The following is a 17,867-nucleotide window of genomic DNA, read 5'->3' on the forward strand; positions in this document are numbered from 1 at the left end:
TATGTACTCTGATCAAATTAATAACAATCAAGTTGAAGAAAACTTTGATGAATTTCTAGCGCGAGCGCTCAAATTCAAGAGTGTCAACGAGCAGCTGATTCGCGTGAATATCAGCCGTAATACATTACTCGCGATTGTTATTTCTATCCTCGTTCACTTGGCTATCTTCTTTCTGGCACCCAAGGTTGAGTTTGATCAGCCACCGTCTAGCCCAGCTAGCACTATTGAGGTAAGCCTAGCGCCGCCCAAACGTGCACCAGCCGCTACTACACCGCCTCAGCCTAAGGCAGAACCTCCAGCTAAAGTAGAGCGCAAGGTAGAGCCTGTAAAAAGCAAACCTGTAGTGAAACCAAAGCACAAAGTGATTGCAAATGTACCTACTACGACTGCTGACTCAAGCTTAAAAGTGCCAGACACGCCTAAGCCGCCCCCGGTGCAGGAAAGTAAGCTAGATCCCACTAAGTTTCCAGATATGGCTTCCTATATGAAAGCGGTACAGGCCAGCAGACAGGGCACTGAATATGACGCAGCACGGCAAAATGCGGAGGCAATTGCCAAGGAGCGTGGGCCGAGTGCAGAGCAGATGAGGGACGAGCGTATTAAAAACAACTTTAAAAGTGGTACTAACGGTATCTTTGAGATTACCAGCAGAAGTTCACGTCACGCGACTTTTGCCTTTAAAGGTTGGACTAATGACTATAGCAACGCCAAGCTTCAGTATTTTGAAGTAGAGGCTGGCAGCGGCCAAGACATTCGCTTGATGATAGTGAAACGTATGATTGCGCTAATCCGTGAGCATTACCAAGGTGATTTTACTTGGGAGTCACATCGACTTGCGCGCTCCGTCACGCAGTCTGCACGCTTAGAAGATAATGCGGGTTTGGAAGACTTCTTAATGATGGAGTTTTTTGGTAGTAATTACCGTAATAACTAAGCGGATTAAATGGATGTTTAATCCGTTAGGTTTGTTGCGCTTCTTGAGCTTGGTTTGCTTTTAATTTATTTTGCGCTTCATTTATTTTCTTTATTCAGGGCACGTCTGTATTCTTCAAGTCTTTCCTGATAGTGCTCAGCATCCCCATAATCAATAAAGCGCGAATAGCGTGAATGTGTGCCCAATATCTTTCTGGCATGTTTAATCGGGCAAAAGTATTGCTCTGTGCGCGCTACAATTTCACTAATATAGGCAATCATGCCGCTACCGTAGGCGCAGTAGGTGCAGTGAAATTTTTCAATAAAGTTTAGGTACTGTAACTGTTGTCTATCGTAAATAACGTAATCGGCTCTACGTACTTTTTTTATGCCGTAAATCGGAAAGCATGTTAGCTGGTAAAACGTGATGAAAATATCGGTAATAACCAACGGAATAATCATGGCATAGATGATAGGCCCTGTAATCAAGTTTTGTGGGCGGTTAGTGATAAGCCACGTAAAAAAGTTTCTTTTAAGGCGCTTGTGGGTATCTTTAATTGACTTTTCAAATTCAACACGCTTTCCTTTGATTTGAAAAAATATGGTGGACTGTTGTTCATTTAGTGCAGTACGTAAGTCATCTTCAAGTTCGGTAATTTGATTTAGTAATTGTTGAATCCGTTCGTTCATGCAAACCCCTTGTGCAGTTAAATGACTTATATAAATGACAGTACAGTATTTGATACTCCCTGTTGACGAGTATAGCGCTATATCAGTTAATTAGCAGAGATATGGTAATTTGCCATAGCTTGCGTTGGCAAAAAGTATACACATCTGTATACTTTGAGTTAAACCTTGCCTGTTCAAGCTAAATATTAAGGATGTTTTTTATGTATAAGCGATGGAGTTTAAAGCAGTTAAAACCAGTTGGGAGTGTGCTGTTAATGGCAACTGCCGTTGCAATGACCGCATGTTCCGGCTTGGAAAATCAGCACTCATCATCTACACAAAAAGATTGGCCTATACATGGTGGCGATTACACCAATCAGCGCTTATCACCCCTGACGCAAATTAATACGCAAAATATTAATAAGCTATCGTTAGCCTGGTCGTTTAAAACCGGCGTATCCGCTAGTTTTCAAGCCACGCCAATCGTGCAGGGCGGCATTATGTATGTGGCTTTGCCTTTTAATCATGTAGCTGCGCTGGATGCAAAAACTGGTAAAGAGATTTGGCGTTACGAGCATAGCCGTAAAGCAGATTGGAAAATGTGTTGTGGCCCAGCTAATCGTGGCGTGGCTGTGAGCGATGGCAAAGTGTATATTGGCACTGTGGATGCAAGACTCATTGCTTTGGATGCAAAATCAGGGCGTAAGCTATGGGACATTGATGTCGCTGAAGATACCGCATTAACTGAAAATACAGGGTTGCTTAGCAAAGCTGATGCTAAAAGTAAAAAAGAAATTTATGGCGGCACTGGGATTGGTATTGCCATGGCGCCAGTGGTATATCGCGGCAAGGTCATTGTAGGCGTTACTGGTGTTGGTTATGGGCTTCACATTGATCAACCAAGGATAGATGCGCCACTCGGTGCCGTAGTCGGGGTGAGCGGTCAATATGGGCGTCCTGGATTCTTGGCCGCTTATGATGTAAATAATGGTGAAAAGGTATGGCAATTTGACACTATCCCATCTCAAGGCTGGGAGGGAAAATTTGCTGAAACAACTTCTGATGGCGTAGCGCTAAACCGTGATATTGTTGCTGAAAAAGAAAATTTGAAAACACATCAAGATGCTTGGAAGTTTGGTGGCGGCTCCGCGTGGACTACCCCTGCCATTGATACTAAAACCAATACGCTATTTTTTGGTACAGGTAACCCTTCACCACAGATGAATGACGTTTCACGCCCAGGTGATAATTTATATACAGTTTCTCTCGTAGCCTTAAACACTGAAACCGGCAAGATTAAATGGCATTATCAGCAGGTGCCACATGATGTTTGGGGCTACGATGTAGCAAGTCCGCCGGTACTGTTTGATTATGTGCAAAATGGTAAAAAAATTGCCGCGGTTGGGCAGGCTGGTAAAACTGGCTGGTACTACATAAACGACAGAAAAACTGGCGCTTTATTAAGTAAGTCAGAAGCGTTTGTTCCACAGCATAATATGTTTGCCAAAGCAACAAAAGAAGGTACCGTGTTGTACCCAGGCATACTAGGTGGCTCAAACTGGAGCCCAAGTGCTTTAGATGAAAGTAGCCAAACAAGCTATGTGGCCGGTATACATGCGCCGATTAAATACACCTTAGTGGACGAACCAGCTAAGGGAGATTTGCCTGCCATACAGTATGTTTCATCTGAGCCAACCAATGATGCGCGTTGGGGAGTACTGTCGGCAATTAATTTAAGCACCGGCAAAATGCGCTGGCAAGTGAAAACTGAGCAACCGTTAATGGGGGGGGTCTTAGTTACACGTGGTGGTTTGGTGTTTATGGGGGAGGGTAGTGGCTACTTTAAAGCCTATAACAGTCATACTGGCCAACGCGTTTGGCAGTCTAAAGCCACTGCCGGTGTCAATGCACCGCCCATCAGTTATGAGATTGATGGCGTACAATATGTAGCCGTGGTTGCTGGTGGCAATGCTATTTTTGGCTTTCCCGCTGGGGATGAGGTTCTGGTTTACGCACTCCATTAATGCATAGGATATTCAATGATTAAACGCTTCTTGGTTGCTGCAGTTTTATTCTTATTGGCAGCCTGTGGCTCAGGTCAGCAGTTCACTGCACTCTCTGCTAATGCCAACGTGGTGGTGTTGGGAGATAGCCTAACCTACGGTACCGGTGCGGCAGATGGTGAAGACTACGTAAGTCTATTGAGCAGCAGTACAGGATGGAACATCATGAATGCAGGTGTTCCTGGCAATACCTCGGCTGATGGTTTGGAGAGGCTTGATGCATTGTTGGCATCGCATGATGATGGTGCACAAAAAATTGATTTGCTGATTGTAGAGCTAGGCGGCAATGACTTTTTACGGCACATTCCTGAAGCAGAAACCGTACGTAACTTAAGCGCAATATTGGCAAAAAGCAAAGCGCGCAGCATTAATACCGTATTAATTGCCATCCCAAAGTTTAGTCCGATAGGGGCGGCTTTGGGCAATCTTGAAGATCATCCCTTGTATGAAAAGCTGGCAGAGCAGACCAACACACCACTGGTGGAGGATGTGTTTTCTGATGTGCTAGCAAAAAATAGCCTGAAAGCAGACCCTGTACACCCTAATGCCGATGGCTACCGCATCGTAGCCAGTGGCTTAAAAAGTGCCTTATCGGATTTTGGTTTGTTAAAGCACTAAAATATTGCTTAATTTGAGTGAGTGATTTTTAGATATAGCACTATGCACGCCAGCATGAATGTGATGCTGTTGGCAACAATAATCGGCCAGCACATCATCAGGATGCCATACACCAGCCAGCCAAATACCCCTAAGCTAAAAATGCTGTACATAGGCAGAGATACGCCAGATAAATCTCTAGTTTTCCAAGAGTGCAGCGCTTGCGGTACAAAAGCAAATGTCGTTAAAAATGCTGATAAATAGCCTATAAAATCTGTCATATTCAACATTAGCTCGCCTTAGCAATTGGCAATAGCTTTTTAACAGCCAGCATTGTCACTAGGGTTGCAATCCCCGCAACTACACCAAATAATCCATTTAACAAGGTAGGGGTAATGCTTTGCAGAAAACCACTGCTCATATTGCTGCCCATATGCTCAATCGCGTGATGTAGCACTGGAATACCGTGAACCAAAATCGCACCGCCTACCAAGAACATGGCTGCTGTGCCTACCACTGATAATGTTTTCATCATATGCGGTGCAAACCATAAAATACCGAAACCAAATTTACGTTTTAAGCTGGCTAGTATGGTGTTACCTTTGCAACTTGCTAAATATAAGCCACCATCATCCAGTTTTACAATCCCAGCGACTAAGCCATAAACCCCAACTGTCATTAAGATGGCAATCCCAGTCAGTACTAATATTTGCTGCGTAAAGGCTGCCGTTGCTACCGTGCCTAAAGTAATCACGATGATTTCAGCAGAGAGAACAAAGTCAGTGCGAACGGCACCTTTGATTTTTTCTGCCTCCAGTACTTCTAAGGTTTTGCTCTCGTCCAGACCAATCATCTTTTTAGGATCATGATGTACGGTTTCTTCCGCATGAAAAAACTTATGGAATAGCTTCTCAACGCCTTCAAAGCACAAAAACAAACCACCTAACATCAGTAGCGGTGTCACCAGCCAATTCGCTAGCGCACTAATTACAAGCGCCAAAGGCACTAAAATGACTTTGTTCATAGCAGAGCCTTTGGCAACTGCCCAAACCACGGGTAACTCTCGATCTGCATTCACGCCAGCAACTTGCTGTGCATTCAGCGCCAAGTCATCTCCCAATACTCCCGCGGTCTTTTTTGCCGCGACTTTAGTCATGACAGATACATCATCTAAAATTGTTGCGATATCATCAATCAGCGTTAATAGACTTGCCCCGGACATGATTGCTCGTTTCTACACAAAAGTTAAAGGTGAATTGGATTGACGAGGATTATAATAGATTACCAACATAATCATCTTTATCGATATTAAAAAATCATGGCTAATCAAGTAAATAGTGAATGGACTTTAGCGATTAAAGGCATGACTTGTGCGTCTTGTGCGAGCCGTGTTGAAAAGGCACTACTTAAAGTGTCAGGGGTGGTTAGCGCTGAGGTTAACCTCGCCTTAGAAACTGCGCAGGTTGCTGCTGTAGACAAAGTCACAACAAAACAGTTAATCGATGCAGTGGTTGCTGCTGGCTACCAAGCGCAGTCATTGCTCGCAGAGCAAGACAGGGTTGAGCATCTGGCAAGTGCTGATAAACAGCACCAATGGTTGCCCAGCGCGCTTGCCGCTATGTTCTCACTACCACTGGTGATTGCAATGGTCGCGCAATGGTTAGGGTGGGCGGGTCAAATCTCTGGTTGGTTGCAATGGCTGTTAGCGACACCGGTACAGTTTTGGTTGGGTTGGCGTTTTTATCAAGCAGGCTGGCATGCGCTTAAGGCCAGAGCTGGTAATATGGACTTACTAGTTGCCATCGGCACTTCGGCTGCTTATGGCTTAAGCGTTTATTTGTTATTTGTCCCGTCTCACAACGGCGCTCTGCACCACTTGTATTTTGAGTCTTCTACTATTGTCATTACCTTGGTGCTGTTTGGAAAGTGGCTGGAAAGCCGTGCAAAATCGCAAACAACACAAGCAATCCGCGCCCTTAATACCTTAAGGCCGGAGTTTGCTACGGTTGTAGCTGATGGCCAAGCACAGCAAGTTTCTATTGCGATGGTGAAGGTAGGGGATGTAGTCCTAGTGCGGCCTGGCGAGCGAATTGCTGTGGACGGCAATGTGCAGGAAGGTGACAGCCAAGTGGATGAGTCGTTAATTACGGGTGAGAGTTTGCCTGTGGCTAAAAAAGTCGGCGACAAAGTCACTGGTGGCGCTATGAACGGAGAAGGCGCACTGTACATTAAAACTACGGCTGTGGGCGCTGAAACTGTGCTGGCGCGTATCGTGCGCTTAGTTGAATCTGCACAAGCAAAAAAAGCCCCGATTCAGCGCTTGGTGGATAAAGTGAGCGCAGTCTTTGTGCCGATTGTCATGGTGATTGCGCTACTGACTCTGCTGGTGTGGGGTCTCTACAACGGCAACTGGGAGTCTGCCATTATTAACGCAGTAACTGTGCTCGTTATCGCCTGCCCATGTGCTCTTGGCTTGGCAACGCCAACGGCCATTATGGTGGGGACTGGCGTTGCCGCACAGCATGGTATTTTAATTAAAGATGCTGAGGCGCTTGAGCTTGCTCATGCGATTAAAACAGTGGCGTTTGATAAAACAGGTACGCTGACAGAGGGGCATCCTAAGTTGATTGCCATGCACACCACTGCTAAAGACGGCGACACTCAGAATGACGACCAATTACTGATGTTGGCTGCAAGCTTGCAAGCTGGTAGTGAACATCCATTAGCAAAGGCCGTGACAAACGCCGCTAACGCTAAAGGCTTATCACTGCAGTTGGCGCAAGGGTTGCAAGCATTGGCAGGTAAAGGTCTGGTGGGTGAGGTAAATGGGCAGACGCTGTATGTTGGAAGTTCGCGCCTGATGAATGAGTTAAAGGTCAATCTTTCTAAATATAAAGAGGATGCGCTGTTACTGGAGCAGGCAGGGCACAGTGTTTCCTGGATAGCGCAAGCGAGGCCGCTTGATAATTTTGCACCTAAACTATTAGGTTTTTTTGCCTTTGGTGACACGATAAAAGCCACGGCACAGAAGGCAATTGCAGACTTGTCACAGGCCGGTATAAAAACCGTACTGATATCGGGTGACAACCAGGGCAGTGCTGCTAATGTAGCTAGTCAATTAGGTATTTCACAATTTTATGCGCAAGTGTTGCCGGATGAAAAAGCCGCTATCGTTGCTGAACTGAAACAAGGTGGACTGGTGGCGATGGTGGGTGACGGATTAAATGATGCGCCAGCACTTGCCGTGGCAGATGTTGGCGTTGCAATGTCGAGTGGCACGGATGTGGCTATGCACACCTCTGGCATTACACTCATGCGCGGCGACCCAGCCTTGATTGCACAAGCGATAGATATTTCTAAGCGCACTTACCAAAAAATCAGACAGAATCTATTTTGGGCATTTATCTATAACGTGGTTGGCATTCCGCTGGCAGCCATGGGTATATTAAGCCCGGTGCTCGCTGGTGCGGCTATGGCGTTAAGTAGTGTGAGTGTTATTTCTAATGCGCTATTGCTTAAGTTCTGGCGGCCGTGATAACGCGCTGAATCTGCGAGGATTTTAACTCTGGCAGGCAGGTTTAGATTTTACTTTCAGTATTTACCGCAACTTTAAACACGGCTTTGTGAATGTCACCGGTGCCAACTAATGCCGTATGCGCATCTTCAGGAAAGAAAATACAAAAAGAGTTTGCTGGCGTAGCGACCCATGCAGTTGGCATAGCATTAAATAGCTGCACGTCGTAATCAGCATTGTAGTCGCTCACAGGGTTTTGACAGTCGGCAAGAGACTTCCAGCCCATTTCATCTACGCCATCTAGTACGAGCTGAATATCAATATATTTGCGATGACATTCTAATTGTGTGGACTCTCTGCTCCGACCTGGCACTCGCTCAATAATGACAAATAAATCATCGCCGGCAATAAGGTGTTTGCCGGGCGCCAGTGCGTGTAGATTTGTGCTTTGTATATAGTCGAATACCTTTGCAAACATAGGGTGTAAGGTGGCGTAGCGATGTGCGTTTGTGATCGTATCCAAAATCATGAGAATTAACCTTTAGTCATTAATAACTGCTGAATTGTTTATACGCTGGGCTAGTACTGTCAAATTTTGTGTTATCTCGCTGAATACAGGCCGCGAACTTACTTCTGGTTGTGCACAACGTTGCTGAAGTATACCTAAAGCATCTACGATGTGCTTATTTTCAAGCTGAGGGCTACAACGCTCAAGCAACTCCTCAAGTAAGCAAGCAAGTGCGCGTACTTCTATGCGTTCCAAGCTGGATGTCAGTTGGCTATCGTGCTGAGGGGTAAAAGAAGCAGCACCAAAATCACCAAGTAAACAATTGTTGTGTTCGTCCCACAGAATGTTATGCGCATATAAATCGCCATGGATGATGCCTTGTGTATGCAGATGCTGCGCCACACTGGCAATATTCAACGCAATGTTGAGCGCAGAGGCTAAACTAAAACTGGTTTGTTCTGTGTAACAATCACGTGTGCAAGACTCAAGACTGGGTGGTCCGGCAAGATTAACGAAACTAGGCGGGATTAAAGACATCAGCAGCCCAGATTTACCTGCTGGATGTCCAGTTACATTTCCTATTGCAGGGATCAGCGCAGCATGCGCACCGGCAGCGATGCTCGCACATTGTTCACTGCTTGGTAAGCCATCACTGGTGACTTCTCCTTTAAACATCTTCACTGCAACAGGTGAGGCTAGGCCTTGTAATTGATGTGTGGCATGATAGATAGTGCCAGACGCACCTTCGCCTAGTTGCTGCAGAATGTTAAGGTTGTACCAATCAATTTGTGGAATCTTTTGATTACTTATTGCGGCAGTTTCATTTGCCTCAGTAAGAGGATTGCCTGCGTAAGCTAACCAAGCAAGGCGGGGGAGTGACAGTAGCCAGTTAGGTAAGGATGTAAAGCAGTTTGCTGAGATGCGCAGCAGTTCTAACTTAGTACAGGCGGCCATTGATGCAGGTAAGTCTCGTAGCTTATTTCCCGCGAGCATTAGCTTTTGCAGAGCAGTACAGTTACCTAGCTCATGAGGTAGTTCGGTAATTTTATTATCTGTTAAAACCAGCCAACGTAATTTGGCGGGTAAAGCAGACGCCGAAACCTTGCTAATCTGATTGGATTTGAATCCTATCATTTCAATATTTGGACATCGGCCTAAAACCTCAGGCAACTCGGTAAAGTTGTTTTCTGAGCAAAAAATAATGCGCAGTTTGTGTAGCGTTGGCAGGTCGTCGGGTAAGCTATTTAGAGCATTGTTCGATAAATTAAGAATCTCCAGCGACTCACTCAGCTGAAAGATTTCTCTAGGGAACTCTGTTAACTGGCAAGCAAGGTCTAGACGCTTGATGCCGGCTAGTTTACCCGCGCGTAATAAGGAGAGGGTGTGCATTCTTAACTAATTTTCCCCAACTAATTTATCTTGGCCTAGTTTAGCGTTAGTGCCAGAAAATAAAAAAAGCCCTGCATTTCTGCAAGGCTTTATATGTTTGGCTCCTCAACCTGGGCTCGAACCAGGGACCTACGGATTAACAGTCCGGCGCTCTACCAACTGAGCTATTGAGGAATATTTATCACTCGAAAATAAATTTATGTACGAATACACAAACCTAAAAAACTTGGCTCCTCAACCTGGGCTCGAACCAGGGACCTACGGATTAACAGTCCGGCGCTCTACCGACTGAGCTATTGAGGAATCGGTGAAGGCGCTATAATACTTATCGAGCGTGCTTTGGTCAATCGCTACTAGCTAAATTTTAGGTTATTTTAATGAAAAAAAATAAAAAAATATTAATTGGAATTTTGATTTTAATTAGCTTGTTGATTATTCTACCTTTTTTTATTTCGATCAGAACTTATCTAAATGAGGCGGAAAAGCTAGCTAGTGACCAATTAGGGGTCCCAGTGACAATTTCCTCTGGTCGTTTGCTCTTGTTGCCTAGTCCGCGTGTTGTCATCAGCGAAGTAAATGTGGGTGCCGGTGACGAATTAAAGGTTGAGCAGATCGCTGTTATTCCGTCTTTAGGCACTATATTTTCTGCGCCGAGAGTAGTTGACGTTCATATTACTAAGCCCATCGTTAAAAAAGCTGCGCTAGATATTATGTTGGCATTGGCTGACAAGAGGCCTAACGCGAGCAATGAGCCTAATATGGTTAATATCAGGCGTGTTAATGTAGATGCGTTGCAGTTGGACTGGCCGAATCTGAAGTTGCCAGTACTTAATGCTGAAATCAGCTTCTTGCATGATCAACAATTGAGTGCTGCAACGCTTGAGTCTATTGATGGCGCTTTAACTGCTAAGGTAACGCCTGAGCAAGAAGAGTATTTAATCTCTATTCGTGCTGAAAAGTGGACGTTGCCAGTAGGCTTGCCGTTGTTGATTGATAAAGCCACGCTAGAGGCACGCTTAAAAGCGGATCGTTTAGAGGTGCCGCGTATTGAGATGGATTTATACGGCGGCAAGGTCAATGCTAATCTCAATGTATTGTGGCATAAAGGTTGGCGCAGCAACGGTAAAGTGAAAGTGCAGGGGCTTGCTGTTAAGGAGCCGAGTAGGTTAATCAGTAAAGCTGTCTACTTGAGTGGGCAGTTATCGGGTAATGGCGTATTTTCGAGTGTCGCAAAAGATGCCGAAAAGTTGATGGATAACATCAATGCCGAATTTACATTTAAAGTACATGACGGTGTGCTGCACGGACTGGACTTAATTAAGGTAGCCAGTTTGCTAACCAAGCAGACGGCTGGCGGTGAAACGTCTTTTGATGATTTCTCTGGCGTGGCTAATGCTAAAGGTCGCCAATATCATTTAAACAACCTTAAACTCAGCTCAGGTTTACTATCTGGTAGCGGGCAGGTTAAGATTGCGGAAAATAAAACGCTGGATGGTACAGCTGAGGTGGAAATTAAACGCAGTGTGAGTTTGGTTGCGGTGCCGCTGGATATATCGGGCACGGTGGATAACCCTGTAGTTTTACCTTCAAAGGCTGCACTTGCTGGCGCTGTTGCTGGCACAGCCATTTTAGGCCCGGGCCTTGGCACCAGTGTAGGTATTAAAGCTGCTGGTGCAATAGATAAGCTTAAAGGCTTATTTAAGAACGATTAACTGTTTTAAATAAGCCTTTATTTGAATTGGCAACATGAAGTTTAGCCATGTTGCCATTAAGCTGCTACCTTACTTGAGTGCCTTTTCAATGCGATCTAGCGCATTGCGTAGGTTATCCATAGATGTTGCAAACGAAATTCTGAAATAACCTTCTGCGCCAAATGCCGAGCCAGGTACAACTGCCACATCAAACTCTTCGAGCAAGTATTCAGCTAATGCCATATCCGTTGCTGCTTTAATCTTTCCAGCTTGGAATAGGTTATCAATCGCGCCACGTGCATCAGGGAATGCATAAAATGCACCGCCAGCCATTAGGCAGCTTAAGCCTGGCATACTGTTAAAACGGTTTACTACATAAGTGTGGCGCTCTTTAAATGCGGTAACCATAGGCACGATACATTCTTGAGAGCCCTCAAGCGCGGCTTGCGCTGCCACTTGAGAGATTGAAGTCGGGTTGCTAGTCGATTGCGACTGTAAGATTTCCATCGCTTTAATGATGTAAGCCGGGCCAGCTGCATAACCAATACGCCAGCCAGTCATCGAGTAGGCTTTTGATACGCCATTAAGGACTATGCAACGGTCTTTTAACGCTGGTGTAGCGTTTAGAATATTGTAGAACTTGTTACCTGTGAGGTTCACGTGTTCATACATGTCATCTGTAGCGATGAGAACATGTGGGTGTTTAAGTAAAACTTCACCTAACGCCTGCAACTCAGCCAGTGTGTACACTGCTCCCGTCGGGTTCGACGGTGAGTTAATCATAAATATTTTTGTTTTAGGGGTGATTGCAGCTTCCAATTGTGCTGCTGTCAGCTTGAAGCCTTGTTCAATTCCACATTCAATAATCACCGGCGTTGCTTCTGCCACCAAAGCGATATCTGCGTAAGATACCCAATATGGCGCAGGGACGATTACTTCATCGCCCTTGTTGAGTACAGCCAGACACAGGTTAAAAATGGTTTGCTTGCCGCCTACGCCTACAATCACTTCATTGAGTGCATAGTCAAAACCATTCTCGTTTTTGAATTTTGCAACAATCGCTTTTTTTAGCCCAGGAATACCTGCAACTGGGGTGTATTTAGTAAAGCCGGCATCAATCGCAGCTTTTGCCGCATCTTTAATGTGTTGAGGTGTATCAAAATCTGGTTCGCCAGCCGCTAGGCCGATAATGTCTCGACCCTCAGCTTTGTATTTACCAGCCTTAGCGGTAATGGCTAATGTAGGCGACTCTTTGATTGATAAAACGCGTTGAGATAATACGGAGTGTGACAAGGTCTGTTCCTTAAGACAATTTTGTATGTAACCAGTTGAATTGCCGCCATTTTACGCATAAATATGTGGATTAGGAATAGCGCAGAGTCTAAAAAGTGCAAGAAGACGGCATACGAATGTATGCCGTCTAGGATTGATTGGCTAGCGCATTGTTAGCAGTGGGTATTGCAACCTAACATTTCGCTAAATTCTTTGGCTAGATTTTCGTCAATTTTAGCGATTGTTGAGTTTATTTTTGACATACTATCTTTATCACCTAAAGATTGAGCAATAACACCAAGCCTGAATAGTGCACTAGTGTTGTTGCCATCAATGGCAACAGACTTTAAGTAGGATTGTTTTGCATCATTTACTTTATTCAAATGCTCTTGCGCCAAGCCAAGCTCAAACCATGCTTCAGTATCTTTTGGGTAAGTTTCAGTCCATTTGGCTGCAACTTGCTCTAGTTTGGGCCAGTCTTGGTTAATTTCTGGAATAGCCATTTGCATGAAGAATGGTTTTTTATCGTCATCCTCTTCCCAAAATGCCTTACCTGTAATTGGAAATTTAGTTTCTGCTGGAAGTTTCTTTAAATCTGCCAGCCACTCTATTGGCAGTGAGTAAAAGTAAGCAGGGCGGCCAGGTGTTTTAAACGTGTTGATGCCAAGTAAATTGCCGTCCGTATCAAATATGCCGCTACCGCTGGCACCCATCAAAAATTTGGCACTACTGCGGATAACTTTACCGCCATCAAAGTTGTAAGTTGTTTTAATTACACCGGAGGAAGTGATAGGGACAAGTACGCCGTTGGAGTGTCCAATGGATAGTATTTCTTGCTCTCTTTTAATATTGTCGCTACTGCCGATAGGTGCCGGTGCAAAAGGTATTTTGGCGGTGACCAAACATAAATCATGCCAGCGGTCTGACTGTACAGATTCAATTTCATAAGTATCTTCACCGCGCGTTACCCAAGGCGCACTTGTGCTGCGAAAGATATGGCAGTTGGTAATCACTTTATTTGTTTCAACTACAACACCAGAGCCATATGCCAAGCCTCCGCTACTGTTGTAACCACGGATCATGACGACTGATTGTAGAGATTTAAGTACCTTAGCCTGATCTAAAGCTAAAGATGTTTGTGTAAAACTCATTAATGCGGCAAGCAGGATAAATCCACGCATAAGTGACTCCAAAAGTTAATGGCTGCTTATTTTTAGATGATCCAAACAAAGTGGATAATCATCGACAGCTTAATGATTGATGGTTATGTGAGTTGTTAATCTTATTATTTTGTTTAGTGACTGCGCATCTGCGGCAAAGTTCGCATTAATCTAGAGTTAAGATAATGATGGCTGATATTTGTTAGGAGGTGTTATTGAATTTTCTGTTAAAATTTAAGTGTTTATATCTATATAAAGCATAACGTGTTCGTTACATTTCCTAATAGTAAATATCAACTGCATCAGCCTTTTCCTCCAGCTGGTGATCAGCCGCAGGCTATCGATAAACTAACACAAGGCATAAATGATGGGCTGAAGTTCCAAACTTTACTTGGGGTGACAGGCTCGGGCAAAACTTACACCATGGCTAACGTCATTGCGCGTACGGGGAGGCCTGCAATTGTAATGGCGCCTAATAAAACATTGGCTGCGCAATTGTATAGTGAGTTTCGAGAGTTTTTTCCCAACAACTCAGTTGAGTATTTCGTGAGTTATTACGATTACTACCAACCCGAAGCGTATGTTCCATCTCGTGATTTATTTATTGAAAAAGACTCCAGCATCAATGAGCATATCGAGCAGATGCGACTTTCTGCCACCAAGGCGTTGTTAGAGCGTGAAGACAGTATTATCGTAGCAACCGTGTCTGCCATTTATGGTATTGGCGACCCAACTGACTACCATGGCATGGTGCTGCATGTGCAGCAGGGGGAAAAAATAGCGCAGCGCGATATGATTACGCGCCTAGTTGGTATGCAGTATGACCGTAATGAGTTTGATTTTTCTCGTGGCACGTTTCGTGTACGTGGCGACGTGATTGACGTATTTCCAGCAGAAAATAATGAAACCGCAGTGCGTATTTCAATGTTTGATGATGAAATCGAATCCATCACTTTGTTTGACCCGCTGACCGGGCAGGTCTTTAATAAAATCCCGCGCTATACCGTTTACCCCTCTAGCCACTATGTGACACCGCGCGAGACCACAATACGTGCAATGGAAAAAATCAAGCACGAACTTAAAGATCGCGTGAGTGTTTATCTGAAAGATAACAAGCTGGTAGAGGCGGCCAGAATCGAGCAGCGCACGCGCTTTGACCTTGAAATGCTCAATGAAATTGGGTTTTGCAAAGGCATCGAAAACTACTCACGTCATTTGTCTGGGCGCAATCCGGGTGATCCACCGCCTACGCTGATTGATTATCTGCCAGATAACGCTTTAATGATTATCGATGAGAGTCACGTCACAGTGCCGCAAATCGGCGCCATGTATAAAGGTGACCGTTCGCGTAAAGAGAACTTGGTAGATTATGGCTGGCGCTTACCATCTGCGCTGGATAATCGGCCGTTAAAGTTTGAAGAGTTTGAGCACATCATGCGTCAGAGTGTGTTTGTTTCTGCCACGCCTGCGGACTATGAAAAAAATCATCAGCAGCAAGTGGTTGAAATGATTGCCCGCCCAACAGGTTTGATAGACCCAGAAATCATCGTGAAACCAGCTGATACGCAAGTGGACGACCTGCTTGGTGAAATCAAAAAACGCGTAGATGTTGGCGAGCGCGTGTTGGCGACCACGCTCACCAAGCGCATGTCTGAGGACTTAACAGATTACTTAAGTGAGCATGGCGTTAAAACGCGCTATTTACATAGTGATATTGATACCGTAGAGCGCGTGGAAATTATTCGGGATTTACGTCTTGGCGAGTTTGATGTGCTGGTTGGCATTAACCTGCTGCGTGAAGGTTTAGATATTCCAGAGGTATCTTTAGTAGCGGTGTTAGACGCTGATAAGGAAGGCTTTTTACGCTCTGAGCGCAGTTTGATTCAAACGGCGGGGCGCGCGGCGCGTAATTTAAATGGTCAGGTAATTTTTTATGCCAATAAAATCACCCGTAGCATGAAGTTAGCCATGGATGAAACCGAGCGTAGACGTGGTGTGCAAATGGCGTTCAACGCAGCGCATGGCATTACGCCTAGAGGCGTAAGTAAGCGCATTAAAGATATTATTGATGGCGTTTATGATAAGGATGAAGCTTTGCGTGAGCGTAAGGCCTTGCAAGATCAGGCGAGTTACGAATCTCTAAGTGAAAAACAAATCACCAAAGAAATGAAGCGCCTGGAAAAAGCCATGCACGATGCGGCTAAAAACTTGGAGTTTGAAAAGGCTGCGGACTTTAGAGATCAGCTTAAAAAACTTAGAATTAAATTTTATGGTGCAGAAATGCCAGACCTTGTTTAGCACTAATGTCAGTGTGGAGTGTTAAAAAGTGACAATAAGTACGGCTGGATAGTACAAAACAATTGATTTTATTAAATATAATTTGATTAGTCCTATGCTTTTGTCTATAATCCTGCGCTTGCTTGGTAGTGATATCGAGTAGTTTTTGTTTTTTTACCTTGTCACACTGCATAAAGTAGGTGGCTTTTATCCAAAAGGAGTGTCTATGAGACATTATGAAGTAGTATTTATCGTCCATCCGGACCAAAGCGAGCAAGTGCCAGCGATGATTGAGCGTTACCGCGCACTCATCACTACTAACGGTGGTGCAATTCACCGTTTAGAAGACTGGGGCCGTCGTCAATTGGCTTATCCAATCCAAAAAATTCACAAAGCACACTACGTGTTAATGAACATTGAATGTAACCAAACAGTGTTAGAAGAATTAGAGCATGGCTTTAAATTCAACGATGCAGTATTGCGTCATCTAACAATGGCTACAAAAACTGCTGTTACTGCACCATCACCAATGATGAAAGAAGAGAAATCTAAGTCAGTGTTGAGTAAAGATGCAGCACCGGCTGCACCAACAGAGGCAGCTGCTGCTTAATTGAATAAATTGGTGATACAGGCTGAGGTGGTGCAAATTGAGCCGCTTCGCTACACACCAGCAGGCATACCGTTGTTAAGTGTTGTATTGCGACATGTTTCAGAGCAAGTTGAAGCTGGCATGAAGCGAAAAGTAGAGTGTGAAATTAATGCAGTAGTTTTAGGTGACCAGCTTTTAGGAACACCAGCATTAAAAGGCTTAAAGCAGGGCGTTCAAATAATAGCGCAAGGTTTTTTAGCTAAACGCAGTCTTAAAAGCACACAATTGGTTATGCATATTAATGACATAAAGACTATGTAAGCAATGCTTGCATAAATTAAAGAATTTAGGAGTTTAAGATGGCAAGAGATATGTACAAACGCCGCCGTTACTGCCGTTTTTCAGCAGAAGGCATCAAAGAAGTAGATTACAAAGATGTTGATCTTTTAAAAGATTTCATCTCAGAAAATGCAAAAATCATCCCAGCACGTATGACGGGTACTAAAGCTCGCTATCAACGTCAATTAACATCTGCGGTTAAACGCGCTCGTTTCTTGGCATTGTTACCATACACTGACAAACACCCAGGCTAAGGAGATATAAGCATGCAAGTAATTTTATTAGAAAAAGTAGCTAACCTTGGTGTGTTAGGTGATGTTGTTAAAGTTAAAGACGGTTTCGGTCGTAACTTTTTGATCCCACAAGGTAAGGCAAAACGTGCAACTGAAGCTAACAAAGCTGAATTTGCGGCACGCCGTGCTGAATTAGAAAAACAACAAGCTGCAATTTTAGCTGCTGCACAAGCACGCGGCGAAAAATTAGCTGGTTTTGTTGTAACAGTTACTCAAAAAGCTGGTGTTGATGGTCGTTTGTTTGGTTCTGTAACTAACGGTGACATCGCTGAGTCTTTAGTTGCTCAAGGTCATGAAGTTGCTAAATCATTAGTTCGTTTGCCAAACGGCCCATTGAAAACAATCGGTGATCACGCAGTAACTGTAGCGTTACATCACGACGTAGTTGTTGATATCACTGTAACAGTGGTAGCAGAAGCTTAAGCGTTTATTGTTTTAAAAGAAAGCCGACCGAATGGTCGGCTTTTTTGTTTTTTAATCATATATACACTACCCATCATTACTCACTCTCGCTAACATGCGCCGCAAAATGTATGCATTCAACGTGGTTGCCGCACAGTTGTTTAATAATTAATGTTAGATGACATAAATTCT

Annotated in this window: 17 protein-coding genes and 2 tRNA genes; 10 read left to right on the forward strand and 9 right to left on the reverse strand. The window is 44.3% G+C overall.

The genetic code is table 11. From position 1 onward, the window contains the following. The first annotated feature begins 1 nt into the window (after position 1). Complete coding sequence (locus ACSSU7_RS03010; protein WP_492517257.1) at positions 2-934, forward strand: hypothetical protein; 933 nt, start codon at positions 2-4, stop codon at positions 932-934. Positions 935-1,011: 77 nt separating this feature from the next. Here the strand turns inward: ACSSU7_RS03010 and ACSSU7_RS03015 are convergent, their stop codons facing one another. Next, on the reverse strand, positions 1,012-1,602 hold the full coding sequence (locus tag ACSSU7_RS03015; protein WP_492517258.1) for a hypothetical protein: 591 nt from the start codon (positions 1,600-1,602) through the stop codon (positions 1,012-1,014). 200 nt (positions 1,603-1,802) lie between these two features. On the opposite strand from ACSSU7_RS03015, the gene ACSSU7_RS03020 reads away from it, so the two are divergent. Together ACSSU7_RS03020 and ACSSU7_RS03025 are read left to right on the forward strand one after the other, a co-directional pair. Further along, positions 1,803-3,605: a pyrroloquinoline quinone-dependent dehydrogenase gene (locus ACSSU7_RS03020; protein ID WP_492517259.1), complete on the forward strand. Its 1,803-nt coding sequence runs from the start codon at positions 1,803-1,805 to the stop codon at positions 3,603-3,605. A gap of 15 nt (positions 3,606-3,620) precedes the next feature. Continuing rightward, a complete protein-coding gene (locus tag ACSSU7_RS03025) occupies positions 3,621-4,262 on the forward strand; it encodes a GDSL-type esterase/lipase family protein (protein WP_492517260.1) in 642 nt (213 codons plus the stop codon). 8 nt (positions 4,263-4,270) lie between these two features. Here the strand turns inward: ACSSU7_RS03025 and ACSSU7_RS03030 are convergent, their stop codons facing one another. Both ACSSU7_RS03030 and ACSSU7_RS03035 read right to left on the reverse strand, forming a co-directional pair. Continuing rightward, positions 4,271-4,531 (reverse strand): SemiSWEET transporter, encoded by a 261-nt coding sequence (locus tag ACSSU7_RS03030; protein ID WP_492517261.1) that lies wholly within the window; start codon positions 4,529-4,531, stop codon positions 4,271-4,273. Further along, positions 4,531-5,463 carry a DUF808 domain-containing protein gene (locus ACSSU7_RS03035; protein ID WP_492517262.1) on the reverse strand — a complete coding sequence of 311 codons (933 nt, stop codon included), beginning with the start codon at positions 5,461-5,463 and terminating at the stop codon, positions 4,531-4,533. The genes ACSSU7_RS03030 and ACSSU7_RS03035 overlap by 1 nt, the downstream gene beginning before the upstream one ends. Positions 5,464-5,559: 96 nt before the next feature. Here ACSSU7_RS03035 and ACSSU7_RS03040 point away from each other — a divergent pair, with 96 nt between their 5' ends. Then, a complete protein-coding gene (locus ACSSU7_RS03040) occupies positions 5,560-7,776 on the forward strand; it encodes a heavy metal translocating P-type ATPase (RefSeq protein WP_492517263.1) in 2,217 nt (738 codons plus the stop codon). 43 nt (positions 7,777-7,819) lie between these two features. On the opposite strand, the gene ACSSU7_RS03045 is transcribed toward ACSSU7_RS03040, so the two are convergent. The 4 genes from ACSSU7_RS03045 to ACSSU7_RS03060 all read right to left on the reverse strand — a co-directional run bounded on the left by ACSSU7_RS03045 (position 7,820) and on the right by ACSSU7_RS03060 (position 9,955). Then, a complete protein-coding gene (locus tag ACSSU7_RS03045) occupies positions 7,820-8,284 on the reverse strand; it encodes a NanQ anomerase/TabA/YiaL family protein (protein ID WP_492517264.1) in 465 nt (154 codons plus the stop codon). 12 nt (positions 8,285-8,296) lie between these two features. Then, positions 8,297-9,652 (reverse strand): leucine-rich repeat-containing protein kinase family protein, encoded by a 1,356-nt coding sequence (locus tag ACSSU7_RS03050; protein ID WP_492517265.1) that lies wholly within the window; start codon positions 9,650-9,652, stop codon positions 8,297-8,299. Between the two features lie 98 nt (positions 9,653-9,750). Further along, positions 9,751-9,826 (reverse strand) — tRNA-Asn (locus tag ACSSU7_RS03055). Between the two features lie 53 nt (positions 9,827-9,879). Further along, positions 9,880-9,955, reverse strand: a tRNA-Asn gene (locus tag ACSSU7_RS03060). A 74-nt stretch (positions 9,956-10,029) separates the two neighbouring features. On the opposite strand from ACSSU7_RS03060, the gene ACSSU7_RS03065 reads away from it, so the two are divergent. After that, positions 10,030-11,364 carry an AsmA family protein gene (locus ACSSU7_RS03065; protein WP_492517266.1) on the forward strand — a complete coding sequence of 445 codons (1,335 nt, stop codon included), beginning with the start codon at positions 10,030-10,032 and terminating at the stop codon, positions 11,362-11,364. 69 nt (positions 11,365-11,433) lie between these two features. Here ACSSU7_RS03065 and ACSSU7_RS03070 read toward each other — a convergent pair whose 3' ends face one another. Together ACSSU7_RS03070 and ACSSU7_RS03075 are read right to left on the reverse strand one after the other, a co-directional pair. After that, positions 11,434-12,636 (reverse strand): pyridoxal phosphate-dependent aminotransferase, encoded by a 1,203-nt coding sequence (locus ACSSU7_RS03070; protein ID WP_492517267.1) that lies wholly within the window; start codon positions 12,634-12,636, stop codon positions 11,434-11,436. Positions 12,637-12,788: 152 nt separating this feature from the next. Further along, a complete protein-coding gene (locus ACSSU7_RS03075) occupies positions 12,789-13,796 on the reverse strand; it encodes a trypsin-like peptidase domain-containing protein (protein ID WP_492517268.1) in 1,008 nt (335 codons plus the stop codon). Between the two features lie 243 nt (positions 13,797-14,039). Between ACSSU7_RS03075 and uvrB the strand changes: the two genes are divergently transcribed. The 5 genes from uvrB to rplI all read left to right on the forward strand — a co-directional run bounded on the left by uvrB (position 14,040) and on the right by rplI (position 17,696). Next, positions 14,040-16,073, forward strand: coding sequence for an excinuclease ABC subunit UvrB (uvrB, locus tag ACSSU7_RS03080; protein ID WP_492517269.1), 2,034 nt, complete (start codon positions 14,040-14,042; stop codon positions 16,071-16,073). A gap of 205 nt (positions 16,074-16,278) precedes the next feature. After that, positions 16,279-16,662: a 30S ribosomal protein S6 gene (gene rpsF, locus ACSSU7_RS03085; RefSeq protein WP_019898377.1), complete on the forward strand. Its 384-nt coding sequence runs from the start codon at positions 16,279-16,281 to the stop codon at positions 16,660-16,662. Continuing rightward, complete coding sequence (gene priB, locus ACSSU7_RS03090) at positions 16,663-16,962, forward strand: primosomal replication protein N (RefSeq protein ID WP_492517270.1); 300 nt, start codon at positions 16,663-16,665, stop codon at positions 16,960-16,962. 38 nt (positions 16,963-17,000) lie between these two features. Then, complete coding sequence (rpsR, locus tag ACSSU7_RS03095; RefSeq protein ID WP_015832124.1) at positions 17,001-17,234, forward strand: 30S ribosomal protein S18; 234 nt, start codon at positions 17,001-17,003, stop codon at positions 17,232-17,234. A gap of 12 nt (positions 17,235-17,246) precedes the next feature. Further along, positions 17,247-17,696, forward strand: a complete 450-nt coding sequence (rplI, locus tag ACSSU7_RS03100) for a 50S ribosomal protein L9 (protein ID WP_492517271.1) — start codon at positions 17,247-17,249, stop codon at positions 17,694-17,696. Positions 17,697-17,867: the final 171 nt, after the last annotated feature.

Source organism: Methylotenera sp. E1MeOHC1 (genome assembly GCF_058745595.1).